Origin of the sequence: Exiguobacterium sp. s28 (genome assembly GCF_018618135.1) — a bacterium.
Lineage (GTDB): Bacteria > Bacillota > Bacilli > Exiguobacteriales > Exiguobacteriaceae > Exiguobacterium > Exiguobacterium mexicanum_A.
Genome location: NZ_JACSLL010000007.1, coordinates 116,246 through 131,886 on the forward strand (window position 1 = coordinate 116,246; position 15,641 = coordinate 131,886).

The 15,641-nt window shown below is 54.3% G+C and carries 15 protein-coding genes; 5 read left to right on the top strand and 10 right to left on the bottom strand.

The window, feature by feature from the left end:
- Positions 1–24 precede the first annotated feature (24 nt).
- From KNP78_RS09390 to map, 3 genes are read left to right on the top strand one after another with little or no spacing between them, the layout of a single operon-like run.
- Positions 25–276, top strand: a complete 252-nt coding sequence (locus KNP78_RS09390) for a hypothetical protein (protein WP_034781064.1) — start codon at positions 25–27, stop codon at positions 274–276.
- A gap of 53 nt (positions 277–329) precedes the next feature.
- Positions 330–1,505, top strand: coding sequence for an EAL-associated domain-containing protein (locus KNP78_RS09395; RefSeq protein WP_371743433.1), 1,176 nt, complete (start codon positions 330–332; stop codon positions 1,503–1,505).
- 11 nt (positions 1,506–1,516) lie between these two features.
- Positions 1,517–2,266: a type I methionyl aminopeptidase gene (gene map / locus KNP78_RS09400; protein WP_138859932.1), complete on the top strand. Its 750-nt coding sequence runs from the start codon at positions 1,517–1,519 to the stop codon at positions 2,264–2,266.
- Between the two features lie 49 nt (positions 2,267–2,315).
- On the opposite strand, the gene menC is transcribed toward map, so the two are convergent.
- From menC to KNP78_RS09430, 6 genes are read right to left on the bottom strand one after another with little or no spacing between them, the layout of a single operon-like run.
- Positions 2,316–3,383: an o-succinylbenzoate synthase gene (menC, locus tag KNP78_RS09405; RefSeq protein ID WP_214797582.1), complete on the bottom strand. Its 1,068-nt coding sequence runs from the start codon at positions 3,381–3,383 to the stop codon at positions 2,316–2,318.
- The gene (gene menE, locus KNP78_RS09410; protein WP_214823838.1) at positions 3,367–4,737 is read right to left on the bottom strand and encodes an o-succinylbenzoate--CoA ligase; all 1,371 of its coding nucleotides are present in this window, start codon (positions 4,735–4,737) and stop codon (positions 3,367–3,369) included. Before menE ends, menC begins: the two co-directional genes overlap by 17 nt.
- A gap of 49 nt (positions 4,738–4,786) precedes the next feature.
- On the bottom strand, positions 4,787–5,611 hold the full coding sequence (gene menB, locus KNP78_RS09415; RefSeq protein ID WP_021067784.1) for a 1,4-dihydroxy-2-naphthoyl-CoA synthase: 825 nt from the start codon (positions 5,609–5,611) through the stop codon (positions 4,787–4,789).
- Entirely contained in the window at positions 5,612–6,388 is a 777-nt protein-coding gene (locus tag KNP78_RS09420; RefSeq protein WP_214764274.1) for an alpha/beta fold hydrolase, read from the bottom strand. It lies immediately after the preceding gene.
- Complete coding sequence (gene menD / locus KNP78_RS09425) at positions 6,388–8,037, bottom strand: 2-succinyl-5-enolpyruvyl-6-hydroxy-3-cyclohexene-1-carboxylic-acid synthase (protein ID WP_214823839.1); 1,650 nt, start codon at positions 8,035–8,037, stop codon at positions 6,388–6,390. The genes KNP78_RS09420 and menD overlap by 1 nt, the downstream gene beginning before the upstream one ends.
- A complete protein-coding gene (locus KNP78_RS09430; RefSeq protein ID WP_034781040.1) occupies positions 8,034–9,419 on the bottom strand; it encodes an isochorismate synthase in 1,386 nt (461 codons plus the stop codon). The genes menD and KNP78_RS09430 overlap by 4 nt, the downstream gene beginning before the upstream one ends.
- Before the next feature lie 166 nt (positions 9,420–9,585).
- Between KNP78_RS09430 and KNP78_RS09435 the strand changes: the two genes are divergently transcribed.
- Entirely contained in the window at positions 9,586–10,485 is a 900-nt protein-coding gene (locus KNP78_RS09435; RefSeq protein ID WP_214823840.1) for a 1,4-dihydroxy-2-naphthoate polyprenyltransferase, read from the top strand.
- Positions 10,486–10,504: 19 nt separating this feature from the next.
- Positions 10,505–11,056, top strand: a complete 552-nt coding sequence (locus KNP78_RS09440) for a beta-class carbonic anhydrase (RefSeq protein WP_034781037.1) — start codon at positions 10,505–10,507, stop codon at positions 11,054–11,056.
- Between the two features lie 41 nt (positions 11,057–11,097).
- Here the strand turns inward: KNP78_RS09440 and KNP78_RS09445 are convergent, their stop codons facing one another.
- From KNP78_RS09445 to KNP78_RS09460, 4 genes are all read right to left on the bottom strand, one after another.
- Positions 11,098–12,045 carry a YihY/virulence factor BrkB family protein gene (locus tag KNP78_RS09445; RefSeq protein ID WP_138859927.1) on the bottom strand — a complete coding sequence of 316 codons (948 nt, stop codon included), beginning with the start codon at positions 12,043–12,045 and terminating at the stop codon, positions 11,098–11,100.
- Between the two features lie 68 nt (positions 12,046–12,113).
- Positions 12,114–12,551: an NUDIX domain-containing protein gene (locus KNP78_RS09450; protein ID WP_034781346.1), complete on the bottom strand. Its 438-nt coding sequence runs from the start codon at positions 12,549–12,551 to the stop codon at positions 12,114–12,116.
- Positions 12,552–12,617: 66 nt separating this feature from the next.
- Positions 12,618–13,544, bottom strand: coding sequence for a carbohydrate kinase family protein (locus KNP78_RS09455; protein ID WP_034781033.1), 927 nt, complete (start codon positions 13,542–13,544; stop codon positions 12,618–12,620).
- A gap of 119 nt (positions 13,545–13,663) precedes the next feature.
- A complete protein-coding gene (locus tag KNP78_RS09460) occupies positions 13,664–15,571 on the bottom strand; it encodes a heavy metal translocating P-type ATPase (protein WP_214823841.1) in 1,908 nt (635 codons plus the stop codon).
- Positions 15,572–15,641: the final 70 nt, after the last annotated feature.

A 15,641-nucleotide genomic window follows, 5' to 3' on the forward strand; every position in this document is an offset into this window, starting at 1 on the left:
GACAGAAAAATGAGGTGTCAACGGATGATTGAACTAGGTTTTGGTCTCGTCATACTAGTGGCGTGCGTCCTGGCTTTGAAACCGATTATTACGCGGACCGAGCGTCCGAATTTTCGATATATCCCGGTCGCCACGCTCCTGTTCGGCGCGATGATTTGGCTTGTGATGGCCATCGGCGTGGGCGGGAAGATGGGAATCGGCTACGGTGTGATGAGTATCGTATATTTCATTGCTTGTTTCGGTGCCTATATGTATGTGCATACACGAGCGAGCTGAACCCAGCTCGCTTTCGTGTTTAGAAAAAAGACGAGGTGATCAAGTTGGACGCAGTGGATGTGATGATGAATCCAGAAGAAGTCGAAGTGACATTTGAACCAATCCTGGGAGCCGCCACCTTCCAAGTAGAAGGTTATATGGTCCATGGACAGTTCAGGGGCGAGTCGCTCACCCCATTCTTTTACGACGATGACGTTCCGCTCGAGTATCAGCTCGATATCGCCAAACGGATGGAGCGTTTAGCGGCCGAACAGTTAAGGGATGCGACGCAATTCGTCACGTTCCGATGTCGTTCAGAGTGGATTCTCGAACAAGGAGGCGAGGCGTTTTTGGCCCCGCTTCGAGAATTGAACTTCCCGCTCCATCGCATTTATGTGACGCTTCAAGGGACGGATCTCGTTGACGTGTCACGCTTGTCACGAGTCGTCCAATATTATCGTTCATCTGGTGTTAAAGTCGCGCTCGACTTCGCAGAATCAACGAGCATCGAAGACATCATGACGGTGGCGCCTGAGATGTTGCTCGTCGATTTGGCGACGATGGTCGAGAAGAAGACGTTATCGGTCACGTATCCGCAAATGCTTCAGACGATGGAATACATCGCTTCCCGTCTCGGGGCTCCGCTCCTCTATAAATCAATCGACCATCTCGGACAGTTGCGTTATGCGTGGCGTCATGGCGGACGTTATTATATGGGCAGTCTCCTCGGGCAAAGCGATGCGATGCCGCCGCGCGAAGCGAAAGGTATGAGCGTATTGACGCAAGAAGTACCGTCGTTCTTCTTACACGATCAAGAGCGATTAAAGCGATTATATGAATTGGAGTTCGAACTCCATAAACAAATCCACGATCTCGTCCAAAGCGGGAAGTGGTCGCGCGATAAGAAAGATGAATGGTTGCTCCATATTGCCCCGAAACTCGAAGGGACGTTCGTCCGTTACTATTTGACGGACCAAACCGGGTTCCAGACGAGCGCGAACGTCTATCAGGCACAGTCCGCTTGGACGGTCGATAACACGTATCGCGGCTATAACTGGAGTTTCCGTCCGTACTTTATTCGGACGATGGCGGCGATGGACGTGCGCGGACGGGGCTACTTGTCCGAGGATTATCGCGACTTCAGTTCGAACGAAGTGACGCGGACGTTCAGTTATCCGTTACCGGACGGCATGTTCTTGTTTGCCGATTTATCTGAAGAGTTCTTATATCAAAATCGACTATTAGATTGAGAGGGAAAATGATGTTAGATTATGATTACGATGCATTGCGCGAGATTGGGCGGATTGTCGCCTTGGCTCGCGATGAGATGGCGAAAGCAGTCAAACCAGGCATGACGACGAAACAGTTGGATGAAATCGGGCAGCGTGTTTTAGAAGCGGAAGGGGCCGCCTCGGCCCCGATCACGATGTATGAGTTCCCGGGTTATACGTGTATCTCCATCAATGAAGTCGCAGCCCATGGGATTCCAGGTGACCTCGTCATCCAAGACGGTGACGTGGTCAACGTCGACGTATCGGCCGTGAAGGACGGCTACTATGCCGACACAGGACGTACGGTCATCGCGGGCACACCGAAATCGGCTAAACACGAGCGGTTGGTCGAAGTGTCATTGACATCGCTCGAAGCGGGTCTCAGCAAAGTGAAGGCCGGCGTCAAGGTCAACCAAATCGGGAAAGCGATTTATGCCGATGCCCGTAAGAACGGCTTCACGGTCATCCGTAACTTGGCGGGCCATGGCCTCGGTCGCACGCTCCACGGTGAGCCGGAGACGATTTCGAACTACTATAGCCGTGAAGAGAACGACATCTTGAAAGAAGGACAAGTCATTGCCGTCGAGACGTTCATCTCGACGAAAGATGAAATCGTCTATCAATCAGAAGAGGACGGTTGGTCGTTGTTCACCCCGAACAACAGCCTCGTCTCGCAATTCGAGCACACGGTCGTCGTCACGAAAGACGGCTATGAAGTGTTGACGGGCACATTCCGTTAACGATGAAAAGGCGGCAGACGCGAGGTCTGCCGCCTTTTTTACGGAGTTTTTACAGGAGTCGAATCGTCTGTTCGCTCAGTTGCTCGATTTTCGTCCAATCCGGTGCGACCTGGTCGGGAAGCATCAATTGTCCGTTCTCGACTTCGAGCGGGGTATCGAGCAAATCGGTCTCGAAGTAAGCGCTCGTCCCGGCCATATCGGCCGGGTAGGCGGCTCCGTTCAATGAGGCGAATAAGAGCGTGTGATAACGGCCGATGGAGGACTCATACATCCCACCGACCCAGTAGGGGGTGCCGCTATCACGAATCGCGAGCGCCTCGCTCCAGCCGCCGACGCGGGCCGGTTTGATATTGACGATGCGACCGGCTCGAAGTCGATGCATCGTCGCCACGTCTTGAGCGGCACTGATCGATTCATCGAGACAAATCGCTGTGGTGAGCCGTGCCTGCAAGTCCGCTGTCTCGACCCAATATGTGCTCGGATAAGGCTGTTCGATCATCAAGAGACGGTAGGTGTCCAATGCCTCGAACCAGTCAAGCGATTGCTCGGAGCCACTTCCGTTCAAATCAATCATGAGCGGGGCGTCCGGAAAAACGCTGCGAATCTCGCCGAGCGCAGGAAGCAGTTCATGCGGGGACGCTTTTAACTTGATCCGGTCGAATCCGGACGCGAGCGCAGCCTCGATGGCGTTCAACGTCTGACTGAGCAGACCGATGCCAATCGTCCGGCCGCATGCCACGGCATCGCCGGCTTGGACGTATTGTTTTAATGTCTGATTCGCGCGGGCCGCTTCCACTTCCCATAGAGCGCTCTCCCACATCGCTTTCGCCATCGGTTGGCCGATGATCGAGCTGACATGGGGACCGAACGAGGTGGCAGACAACGTCATCCCTTTCAGGAGTTGGACAATCAAAGCGGACGTATCGATGACGGAGCGGACGGTCTCAGCCGTATACCATGGCGTCTCGAACGCGACACCTTCCCCGTAGCCGACAACACCGTCGACCGTCTCCAGCCGGAGAATGACCGTCCGTCTCGTCGTCAACACGGCGTGGGCGGTGACAATCGGATGTTTGAACGTGAGGGGGACGATATACAGTTCAGCGCGACGAATCATGGTCAGCCTCCTTTAAGCGATGACGCATCAATTTACCGTTGGCGTTACGAGGCAGCTCGTCGACGGCAATCCATGCTTTCGGATGTTTATAAGATGCCAGATGGTCGTGCAGCAGCTGAATCGCCTCATCGAAATCGAACGTACCGACCGTGAAGGCGACGGGTACCGCTCCCCAAGTCGGGTCGGGACGACCGACGACCCCGACGTCTTGAATGCCCGGGCAACGCAATAACACGCTCTCGATTTCGGCCGGATAAATGTTCTCACCGCCGGAGATGATCAAATCACTGCGGCGGTCATGGACGTACAAGTAACCGTCTTTCATCGTGCCGAGGTCGCCCGTTTGCCAATAGCCGTCGGGCGTCCAAGCATCGGCCTCTGGCTGTTTATAGTAACCAGGGGTCACCGTCGGTCCGTTCACTTCAATCTCCCCATCCGCATTGATACGGAGTTGGGTCGGCGCGATTGCTTGACCGCTCGAACCGATGTGGGCGAGTGCCTCGGCTGGCAACAGCGTCGCGACTTGCGAACACGTCTCCGTCATCCCGTACGTCTGGGCGACCGGTAACTGCCGCCGCTCGGCTTCTTCGAGCAACGGACGCGGTACGGGACCGCCGCCGACGAGCAGAAGTTGCAACTGATGGCGGGAGAGACCTGCGTCGAGGAGCCGCTTAAGCATGACCGCAACGAGCGAGATGTGGGTGATTCTTGCCGTCGCAATCAACTCGAGTGTACGAGCGACATCGAACTTCGGTTCGACGTATAGTAGCGAACCGAAACGGGCGCTCCGATACACTTGCGCGAGTCCGCTCATATGGAAGAGCGGCGTCACGACGAGCATCCGGTCACTTGTCCCGTAACCGAGGCGCGTCTTGGCCGCCTCGGCGCTCGCGACGTGATTGCCGAACGTCTGCTTTACGGCCTTGGCCCGTCCAGTCGTGCCTGAGGTGAACATGAGCGACATGACTTCATCGTCTGCCCACTCGTGCGGTGTAGCGAGTGACGCCTCATCTCGTGACGTCAACGCGAATTGGGTGATTGACAGGTCAATCGGTTCATCGACGAGCAATACATCGATATCGGCCGTCTCGATTTGTCCTGCCAGTTCGCTCATCGTCAACCGCGTGTTGAGCGGAACGAGCACTTTTCCGAGTAACTGGATGGCATGGACAGCGATGACATAATCAGCGCTGTTCGCAGCGCGTAATCCGATATGGCGGGCTTTGGGTGCGACCCGTTCCAAGAAGTGGGCTAAACGGGCACTCTCCGCGCTTAACTCGGCCCAGGTCAAACTGACGGACGCGGTGACGAGTGCCATGGCGTCACGTCGATGTTGTGTCACATAACGATTCATCATCAGGACCTCCAAAAAAAGAGTAGCGAAGTCGCTACTCTTTGTCGATTTACGGGAAACGCGGGAACTGACCGAAGTCTGGGTCGCGTTTTTCTTTGAAAGCGTCGCGTCCTTCTTTTGCTTCGTCTGTCGTGTAGTAGAGAAGCGTCGCGTCGCCGGCAAGCTGTTGAAGTCCTGCAAGTCCGTCCGTGTCGGCGTTCATCGCTGCCTTCAAGAAGCGAAGTGCCGTCGGAGAGTGTTGCAAGATCTCTTGGCACCATTGAATCGTCTCGGCTTCAAGTTGCTCGAGTGGAACGACCGTATTGACGAGTCCCATGTCAAGCGCTTGCTGTGCGTCGTATTGACGGCAGAGGTACCAGATTTCGCGTGCTTTCTTGTGGCCGATGATGCGGGCCAAGTAACCTGAACCGTAACCGGCATCGAACGAGCCCACTTTTGGTCCAGTTTGACCGAAACGGGCGTTGTCGGCTGCAATCGTCAAGTCACAGACGACGTGCAAGACGTGTCCGCCACCGATCGCATAACCGGCTACCATGGCGATGACTGGTTTCGGGATGACGCGAATCAAACGTTGAAGGTCGAGGACGTTCAAGCGTGGAATCTCGTCGTCACCGACGTAGCCGCCGTGGCCGCGGACTTTTTGGTCGCCGCCTGAGCAGAAGGCTTGATCGCCTTCACCAGTCAAGATGATGGCACCGACTTCTTTATCGTCACGGGCGCGTGCGAACGCGTCGATGAGCTCGTTGACCGTGAGTGGACGGAACGCGTTCCGTACTTCCGGGCGGTTGATGGTAATTTTGGCGATGCCGTTCCACTTCTCGTACTTGATATCTTCGTACGTGCGGACCGATGTCCAGTTTGCTACTGATTCCATTTAAATTCCCCCTAAAATCAATTTCTCTATCATTGTACCAAATTGTTGGGCATTCTCGACATGTGGAGCATGAGATGCGTCCGAAATTTCATGAATTTCAATATCGGGACGAATCAACTGCATATTCCGAGCAATCTGTTGAAACTTCACATCGTGTTCCCCGACGATCAAATCGGTGCGAGGTAAACGGTCGAGTAGCGGCCAGAGCGACGGCATGCTACCCGTCCCGATGGCGCGGAGGCTGTCCGCGAGTGCGGCTGGACGTTGGGCCAACCGCTCGGGACGGAGGGCGGCGCGCATCTCATCGGTTTGGTGCCAGAGCGGAAGACGTTCCCAACGGTCAACGAACGCCTCAAGTCCTGCTCGCTCGATGAATTCGGCGAGCTTTTCGTCTTGAAGCCGGCGTTGTCGACGTTCAGCCGCTATGTTGAGCCCGGGCGTCGTGCTAATGCCGATGAAGTGGTTGACCCGATCATCATAGGCGGCGAGTGTCATCCCGATACGTCCGCCGAGCGAGTAACCGACGACCGTCCACGGACCTTCGTCCGTATCGAGTAGCGCCGACAAGTCTTTAATCTGTTGACTCATCTTGGCACGCCCGACCGCTTGCTGTCCGGTGCCGCCGTGTTGCAATAGCGACGGGGCGACGAGCCGGACGGGAAGCTCAGGGAACTGGGAGATCCAAGCCGCACTCCCGGTGAACCCATGAAGAAGCAAAACGGGACGGCCGCTTCCACGTTCAAGCACCTCATAGGAGACGCCACGCACGGAACGCATCACGACTCGTTCTCCGTCGTCAAACGGTCCGTGAGCGAAGCGGTCCAACGACGATGCTCGGCCACGTTTCTAGCGCGATCAGACGGAAATTCAATCAGCTGAACGCCTGCTTCAATCGCCGTCATGACATCTTCAGGCTGCTCGAGCAAGCGATAGCTGAGTCCGTATGTCTCGGCAAATCCGCGCAAGTTCAAGTGGAGCGGCGTCCCGAACAAGTCCTCGAACATTTGCGGTGCGATCGAAGCTTGTGGCAAGAAGGAGAAGATGCCGCCGCCATCATTGTTGACGACGACGATGGAGAACGTACCTGGGTGCGATTTGACGAGTTGCAGGGCGTTGCTGTCATGATAAAACGCCAAGTCGCCAATTAACAGGGCGGCCTTGTCCGTATCGTGACAGGCACCGAGCGCGCTCGAGATGATGCCGTCAATCCCGTTCGCCCCGCGATTGGCGAGGACGTCGATTGACTGACCGGCTGAAAGTGTTGTATCGATATCACGGATCGGCATGCTATTGCTGACGAAGATGCGATCAAGACGAGACGCTAGCAAATGACGCGTCAATGCGCTTTCTCCGCTCAAAGCAGGTTTTGCGGATTCGGCGACGCGTTCGAACAATGCGAAACGATCGAATAAGTCGGCGTCATAGTCTTTGTTGATGTTGGCGACATAATCAATCGCATCGCCGTACACGACCGTGGCGCTGTTCGACGGGTCGCGGAACGATCCCGGTTGCTCGATCAAGACGTATGGCACGTCGTGAAGCCACTGATTCAGCCGTTTCGAGACGGGGGCAGCCCCGAACCGGACGACCGCGTCAGGTGTCCATTCCGTGCGATGCTCGCTCGCGAGCCACGCGTCATAGTTCGTCAAGACATGGTCAAACCGGCGCATCCCGCTCAATGGGTCGGCGAAGACCGGAATGCGATGGGCCAGCGCCGACGTGTAGAGAGGCTCAAGCCATGATGTCGGAGTACCTGGTCCGACGATGAAGGCGAGACGATTGACGTCAATCTCTTGTTTGAACCGTTTCAAGTCGAGACTTGTCGGTTTAAGATAGGTCGGCTCAGAGGATTCGGCTTCACCGCCCAGGAGTGACGTCAAGCGCTCGATATCCGGCAACAACGGTTCACGGAACGGGATGTTCACATGGACCGGACCGAACGGCGCATGCATACTCGTCCGGACGAGCCGGGCGACTGTCTGTTCCATGTAGCGCTGGCTCACTGCTTCAGGAACGGGGAGGTCGACGCTCGCTTTCACGTGTTCGCCGTACAGTCGGACTTGGTCGATCGCTTGAGGCGCCCCGACGTTCCGAAGTTCGTGCGGCCGATCGGTCGTCAACACAACGAGCGGCAGTTGTGAGATATTTGCCTCGGCCACCGCCGAAAAGTAGTTGGTGGCGGCAGTGCCGCTCGTGCAGATGAGCGCGACCGGGCGCAACGATGATTGCGAACGAGTCAACCCGAGTGCGAAAAAGGCGGCCGACCGTTCGTCGACGATGATATGATGTCGGACGCTCGGATGAAGATAGGCGGCCATGGCGAGCGGTGTCGAGCGAGAGCCGGGACTGATGACGACGTCCTCGACTCCTTGTTCGACGAGCCGGTTCATCATACCGGCGACCCACTCCGTTAACGGTTCATTCATGCTTCATTGCCTCCTGCGCGTACTTTGTCCAATCCGAGAGCTTGCTTGATTGGACTGAGCTTGATTTCTGTCTCGGCGAGCTCCGCTTCGAGTTCAGACTCTTGGACGATTCCACAGCCTGCGTATAGCGCCACGAATTGATGGTGGACAAGAGCCGACCGGATCGAGACGACGAACTCTCCTTCACCGTCCGTGTTCAGCCAACCGAACGGTGACCCGTACCAGCCGCGGTCGAACCGTTCAATCTCGCGCAACAAGCGGACAGATGTCCGTTTCGGAGATCCACCGAGCGCCGGGGTCGGGTGGAGCGACTCGATGATCGACAGCAAGGATGCGTTCGTATCGAGCGTCGCTTGAATCGGTGTGTGCAGATGGAACACCGACCGGTTCTCCAAGATGCGCGGCGACTCCGGTGCTTTGATGGTAGCCGCGTATGGTGTGAGGGCGTTCTTGATGTCCTTCACGACGATTTGGTGTTCCTCGAGGTTTTTGGCGTCGTGGAGTAACGTCTGTTTGGCTACATCCGATTCGATCTCGGTGTCTGGTCGCTTGATGGTGCCGGCGATGGCGGCCGTTTCAATGTACGGTCCTTGTTTCTTGACGAGCCGTTCCGGCGTCGCTCCGAAAAATCCGATTTCCCGCTTCGGCTGATACAAGAACACGTAACTGCCCGTCTGATGTTCTGACAAGTGGCGCAGTGTCGTCGCGAACGGGAACGCCTCTTCCGAGGTCTGGTAGATTTCTTCCCGGGCGATGACGATCTTTTCGACTCGTTCTTCAGTGATGTTCAGTTTAGCTTGTTGGAAACTCGACTTGAAATGGTCGACGCCGTCTTTGACTTGCGAGTAAGTCGGTGTTTGTTCGTCGGGCGCATGTAGCGCGTTGAACTGGGCGAGTTGATCGGCCAATTGAATCAAATATTGTTCGACCGAACGTTTGGCCGAGACGAGCGTCGAAACGGTCAACGTGTGCTTGTCGCCCGAGCGGCGATATAAAAATTTCGGCACGACCAACGATGCTTCACCGAACGCTTCCCACATATTTTTTTGGGGCCGCACGAACGTGTCGAACGAAAAGCCTGAGAACGCATAAATGACCGCGTCGACGTCCCGGCGGTGCAGGCTCCAATCGTACTGTAGACGTTGGAAACGTTCGGGACCAGAAGCCGTCAACACGAGCGCATCGGCACATCCGAGCATCTCGAGGGAGCGGTCTGGCGTCGAAAAATAGTAGTGGGACGTTTCAGTGTTTTGAATAATATGGAACGCGTCGAACGAAGGGATTTCCCACGTGTACGAGGCAAGTACCGGTCGTTGCCAAGCACGTGCCCGTTTATGGGCTTGTTCGATTCGTTGTTTAATGTGTGTTTGAGTATCTGGCATGAAAGAAAAGCCTCCTCAATCCAATGGAATTCTCATTCTTTAGTGTATCATGACTTCACAACAGAACTGGCCGTCAAATGCTCGAGAAAGTGAAGGGAGCCGTCCGAGCGGCGGGCATTGACAGGTTTTTTCAAAGAGACGTAAACTAACGAAGGGAGGGAAGTGCATGAAGAAGAGAGAGAAAGGTGCGTATTGGCGCATGATTCGCCCGCATACGTTGACAGCGAGCTTCATACCGGTGCTGTTAGGGACGTTCATCGTCCTCGGGCAAGTCGAGTTGAAGTGGGGATTGTTCTTAGCGATGCTCATCGCCTCGGTCTTGATTCAAATCGCGACGAATTTATTTAATGAATATTATGATTACAAGCGTGGACTCGACCACGAAGGTTCCATTGGAATCGGTGGCTCGATCGTACGTGATGGGTTCACACCCGGACAAGTGCTCGGGATCGCGCTCGGTATGTATGGGATGGCGGCTGTGCTCGGGCTCTATATTGCGGCTTCAACGAGTTGGCATTTAATTTGGATCGGTGTGCTGTCGATGGTCGTCGGATTCCTGTACACGGGAGGTCCGCTCCCGATCGCCTACACGCCGTTCGGGGAAATCGTCGCTGGCCTATTCATGGGTTATGTCATCATCGGCATCTCGGGATATATCCAAATCGGGACGGTGACGACAGAACTGTTGCTCGTATCGTTTCCGATGGCGCTTTTGATCGGGGCGATCTTGCTCGCGAACAACATTCGTGATTTGGATAATGATAAAGTGAATGGGCGCAAAACAATCGCCTGTCTCGTCGGACATCGTCGTGCCGTTCTCGTCTTGGCCGGATTCTTTATCGCGGCATTGGTCGGCATCCTCGTCGCCGTATTCGGGTTTGGCGTGACGCCGTGGGTGCTGTTGTCATTGCTGACAATTCCAATCATGGTACGGGCAGTGAAGCGTTTTTGGGTCAAGCGTGAACCGGCTGAACTCATGCCGGCGATGGCGATGACCGCAAAAGTGAACACGTTGTTTGGCGCTTGGATGGTCATCGGGTTAATGGTCGCGCGGCTAATCGCGTGAATTAAGAGGAGGGAACCACATGTCAGTCGTTCAAGAAATGCTAGCGTTCAATGAAAAATTCGTAACAGAGAAACAATATGAGCAATTTGTCTCGGATAAGTTTCCCGATAAAAAAATCGTCATTTTAACGTGTATGGATACGCGTCTGACGGCGTTGTTGCCTCAAGCCCTCGGACTAAAAAACGGGGATGCCAAAATCATAAAAAATGCGGGAGCCGTATTGTCACATCCGTTCGGATCGGTTATGCGTTCGATCCTCGTCGCGTTGTATGCGCTCGGGGCCGAAGAGGTCATCGTCATCGGTCATTATGATTGCGGCATGGCGGCGATCGATCCGAATGCGGTCATCGCAGAAATGGAACGTCGCGGCATTGAACCGCAGACACTTCAAACACTCAAGTCGTCAGGGATGGATTTGGAGAAGTGGTTGCACGGGTTCGACTCGGTCGAAGCGAACGTCGTCAACTCGGTCAACCTCGTCAAAAACCACCCGCTCTTGCCGCCGGGCACGAACGTCCATGGGTTCGTCATCGACCCTGCGACCGGTCGTCTTGACGTCGTCGAAGCATAATGCAAAAGGCGGTCTCTTCTGGAGAGACCGCCTTTCTTTCGTTACCCGTATGTGTTGACGGGGATATCTTTATAGTCGTCTTCGTCCGAATCTTTTGATTTGGACTTTTTATTTTTCTTATAGTTTTTCTCGTACTCACGTTCGCTCGGCGTTTTGAAGAAACGTTGCCAAGTAGCGTTGATTTCTGAGCCGATCAAAATGATCATGCCGGTCAGCTGGAGCCAAAGCAACGTGACGATGATTCCTCCGAGTGAGCCGTACGTCGAATCGTAATTGCCGAAGTTCGAAACGTACAGGCTGAAGCCGAGGGAGACGAGCTGCCAGGCGATGACGCCAAAGATCGCACCTGGAATCGTGCTTTTCCAGAACACGTGTTGCTGCGGGGCGATTTTATAGAAAATTGACAGCGTGAAAATCAAGATGACGGTCGTCAACACGTAGCGGAACACGTTGATCAAGATGACGTCGGCCCCCGAAATCGGGATGAAACGGGCCACGAAATCGATGATTTGCGAACCGAATACGTTCGAGACGATGAGCAGTAACATGCCAACGCCGAGTAATAACGTCAACCCGAGGGCGATGCCTTTGCTGACGAAGAAATTACGTTCGTTATCTTCCCCGTACGCGTGAATCGCCATATTGATCAAGCGTTCAACCCCTTTAGCCGCCGACCAAATGGCTAAAATCGCACCGATTGAGAGGAGTCCGCCGCGCGGTTCGCCGATGGCGTCGAAGATACCGGTCAAAAATTCAGTCGCGGCCGCCCCGGGCGCCAAGTTGTTCAACTGCTCTTGGAACGACGCCTGAGAAATGTCAAAGAACGACAGCAATGCGAGAATGAAGATGATACCCGGGAAAATCGATAAGAACCAAAAAAAAGCGAGTGTCGCGCCGTAATCTTGAACATCATGTTCTTTGAAGCGACGAAGCAACTCTTTCCCGAAGGCGAACCAATTCTTTTTTTCTTTTACTTCTGTAGTATCCATATATGTGCCTCCTGAACGTTATCGTTAGAAACGTTCTTTCCCGAAATGTCAGGAGGCTACACATGAAATCAGTCTTCGGCCAGCGTTTTATTGAAAAATCGCTCGGCTTCGTTCGACAGCAAGTCGGCGAGTGACGGTGGTCGTACCGGTAAATGGCTGAGCGCGCTTCGCTTCACCCACATCGGCGTATACGATCCGTTCGTTTGCTCTGCTTGAAATTCTTCACCTGTCCCGGTCCCGAACTCACCACCGGTCATCCGGGCCCAGTAGTATGGGTTCAACTCTCCATTGAAGGCGACATGTGCGGCTACGCCTTCAAGTTCGACGTGGACGCCGAGCTCTTCGAACGCTTCACGGACGGCCGTCTCTTCAGCCGTATGACCGAATTCGACACCACCGCCCGGAAATACATAATACAAAAGGTTTTCTTTCTCTCGGCGAATGAGCGCGACTTCGTCATGTTCATTCACGAGGATGATGGCACTGCGTAATTTCGTTCTGACCAATGGAATCGTTCCTTTCGATTTCGTATCGTGAACAAAACGCATCGACTCGCGGCCGATGCGTTTTGGTTAATCTGTTGCTGGTTGTTCAAGTGAGGCGTACATGTCAGGTGTCAGGCCGTTATCGTGCGAGGCGATGACTTTCCCAGCGACGCGCATCCCGAGTCGGAGCGCATCTTCAATCGGGTGACGTTTCATCAACTCAGAGATGACAGCGGAGAAGAATGAGTCACCCGCACCGGTCGAGTCGGCAACTTTCACTTTCGTCGTCGGGACGTGACCTTGTTCATTCGTGCGTAAGTCGACATAGACGGCGCCGAGCTCACTCATCGTGACGATTGTGAGCGGAGCTCCTTTCATCGCGAGCACTTCGGCGACGCGTAACGCATCGTCCACTGTGACGATGGACATATCAGACAAAATCTCCGCTTCTTCGCGGCTACAGATGAAGCCGGTGAAACCTTGGAGTAAATGACGGTTCCGTTCAATCACCGACAGATGACCGCACACGCCATACAGCGGAAGCTTCATTTCGCGGCACAGTTCAATGGTCTCGTTCAATACATTGACCGACAAGTCGAGGTCAATCGCGACCGCCTCACTTTCAGCGAACACCGTATCGATGCGACGGAGGATACATTCTTCCATCATCGCTTCGTCCGGTTGCTTCGAGATTGACGTTTGCAGGTCACCGTTGTTATCCATGACGGCAAGCCACATGCCCATCCCATTGTCATCGAGCAAATCGACGTGATCGACGTTGACGTTCAAACCGCGGAGTTCTTCGAGAACACCCATCCCGATTTGATCGTTCGTCACGGTCGACACGAAACGGACGTCATTCCCGAGAACACCTAAGTTTTGGGCGACGTTTCGGCCGGTCCCACCGTTCGAGAACGCGATGTCACCGACGTTCTTGGCATCTTTATGAAGCGGGGCGAACGAGGTTCCTTTAATATCGACAAACACCTTGCCGATTACTGCAATCGTATTCATATACTGTACCACCTTTAGCCAATCTTCCTATCAGTTCCGGTCTCATTAGACACATTGTTTCAATTATAGCGAAATTACTAACGGCTTTCAACGACGGTTTGAATGAGTGTCGAATTTTGTCATTCCCACGAGGTGCTGAGCAAACGAAGCCCGTTCAAGATGACGAGGATGGTCGATCCTTCATGGCCGACGACCGCGAACGGCATGACGAGCAGTTCGAAGATGTTCGTCGCGATCAACACGAGGATGACACCTAGGGCAAACACGACGTTTTGGAGGACGACGCGATTCAATTTACGGGACTGTTTGATGGCCGAGCTCAACCGACGGAGGTCGTTTTTCATTAAGACGACGTCGGCCGTCTCGAGGGCGGCGTCTGTCCCTTCACCCATGGCGATCCCGACATCGGCTGTCGCGAGGGCAGGGGCGTCGTTGATGCCGTCGCCAATCATGCCGATGCTACCGTATTCTTGTTTTAATTGTTTAATCTGCTCGACCTTCTCTTCTGGGAGACATTCGGCGATGTAACGGGTCAACCCGGCCTCAGTGGCGATGGCGCGGGCTGTCGCCTCGTTATCGCCCGTGATCATGATCGTCGCGATACCGAGATGGTTGAGTCGTTCGATCGCTTGTTTGGCTTCAGGGCGCAGTGTGTCCCGGAGCGCGAACGCTCCAATCGTCTTCTCTTCATCGCTGACGAACACGAGCGTATGGCCGGCAGCTTTTAAACGTTCGACATCGTCGCGGAAGAAATCTCCGCTCGGATCGGCGAATTTTTGTTTGCCGACCCGATAGGCGACACCATCGATCGTCGCTTCAATCCCGGACCCGGTCACGTCTTTGAAGTGTTCCATCGTTCCTGTGTAATTTCCTGTGAATTGGACGAGCGCTTCGGCGAGCGGGTGCATCGAATGTTCTTCAATCAAGCTGACGATGCGATAGACGTGCTCTTTCTCAACGGTTGGATGGATCAATGCCGATTGGACTTCTGGTTTACCGATTGTAAGCGTGCCGGTCTTATCGAAGGCGATCGCTTTCAAACGGCCCATGTTCTCGATGTGAACGCCGCCTTTGAACAAAATCCCATGTTTGGCGGACGAAGCGATGGCGGCGAGTGCGGCCGGAGTGATGGCTGCGACGAGGGCGCACGGCGAAGCGACGACGAGTAAAATCATACCGCGGTAAATACTCGTCTCAAGCGACCACGGCGTCAACACAGGTCCGAGCAAGATGATTGCGGTGACGGAGGCGAGCACGACTTGAACGTAGCGTCCCTCGTACCGGTCGATGAACTGGGCGGACGGTGATTTTTCTTCTTGCGCTTGCTGTACCATTTGAATGATTTTTTGGAACAACGTTTCCGTGGCGAGCTTTGTCACTTCTAACGTCAAGACACCGTTCAAGTTAACGCTTGAGCCGTATACCTCGTCGCCGACGTTTCGGTCGACTGGAATCGATTCACCGGTGATGGCGGCTTCCTCGATCGAGGCACTGCCTTTCAAAATCCGACCGTCGACCGGGATGCGTTCGCCGGGTCTTACGTAGATGTGGTCTCCGACGCGAAGGTCGTCGATATGGACGACCTCGAGGCCGCCCGAAGCGTTCAATCGCGTCGCTTGTTCAGGTTGCAGTTCCATTAATGACTCGAGGGCGCGTTCGTTTTTGTTCATCGTGTACGTCTCGAGTGCACCGGACAAAGCGAAAATGAAGATGAGGATGGCACCTTCCATCCAATAGCCGATGGCCGCGGCGCCGATGGCCGCGATGATCATGAGCAGTTCGACGTTCAACGAACGGGTTTCCCACGTATCGGTCAGACCTTCTTTCGCTTTGGCATATCCGCCGATTAAAAAGGCGGTCAAATAGAGGGTGACGTAGAGCGCAGGAGCTCCGTCTTGTCTTTCCGCGATATATGCGAGTACAATCAATACACCACTGATGAGCGCCATGATGAGCTCGATATGTTCGAACCAGTTGGCCCGTTTGAAGACGTGGCTTTTTTCCTGTGTGACGGTTGATGTGTTCATGTGAGCACCTCTTTCTAAATGAGAATATATATCAGTTAAATGATAATGATTGAGGATGATTATCATTATC

What these genes read in the sequence shown, in the direction of transcription:
- KNP78_RS09390 (WP_034781064.1), top strand. Translation starts at nt 25, where the DNA reads ATGATTGAACTAGGTTTTGGTCTCGTCATACTAGTGGCGTGCGTCCTG.
- map (WP_138859932.1), top strand. Translation starts at nt 1,517, where the DNA reads ATGTTAGATTATGATTACGATGCATTGCGCGAGATTGGGCGGATTGTC.
- menC (WP_214797582.1), bottom strand. Translation starts at nt 3,383, where the DNA reads ATGATTCGTCGCGCTGAACTGTATATCGTCCCCCTCACGTTCAAACAT.
- menE (WP_214823838.1), bottom strand. Translation starts at nt 4,737, where the DNA reads ATGAATCGTTATGTGACACAACATCGACGTGACGCCATGGCACTCGTC.
- menB (WP_021067784.1), bottom strand. Translation starts at nt 5,611, where the DNA reads ATGGAATCAGTAGCAAACTGGACATCGGTCCGCACGTACGAAGATATC.
- KNP78_RS09420 (WP_214764274.1), bottom strand. Translation starts at nt 6,388, where the DNA reads ATGCGTTCCGTGCGTGGCGTCTCCTATGAGGTGCTTGAACGTGGAAGC.
- menD (WP_214823839.1), bottom strand. Translation starts at nt 8,037, where the DNA reads ATGAATGAACCGTTAACGGAGTGGGTCGCCGGTATGATGAACCGGCTC.
- KNP78_RS09430 (WP_034781040.1), bottom strand. Translation starts at nt 9,419, where the DNA reads ATGCCAGATACTCAAACACACATTAAACAACGAATCGAACAAGCCCAT.
- KNP78_RS09435 (WP_214823840.1), top strand. Translation starts at nt 9,586, where the DNA reads ATGAAGAAGAGAGAGAAAGGTGCGTATTGGCGCATGATTCGCCCGCAT.
- KNP78_RS09440 (WP_034781037.1), top strand. Translation starts at nt 10,505, where the DNA reads ATGTCAGTCGTTCAAGAAATGCTAGCGTTCAATGAAAAATTCGTAACA.
- KNP78_RS09445 (WP_138859927.1), bottom strand. Translation starts at nt 12,045, where the DNA reads ATGGATACTACAGAAGTAAAAGAAAAAAAGAATTGGTTCGCCTTCGGG.
- KNP78_RS09455 (WP_034781033.1), bottom strand. Translation starts at nt 13,544, where the DNA reads ATGAATACGATTGCAGTAATCGGCAAGGTGTTTGTCGATATTAAAGGA.
- KNP78_RS09460 (WP_214823841.1), bottom strand. Translation starts at nt 15,571, where the DNA reads ATGAACACATCAACCGTCACACAGGAAAAAAGCCACGTCTTCAAACGG.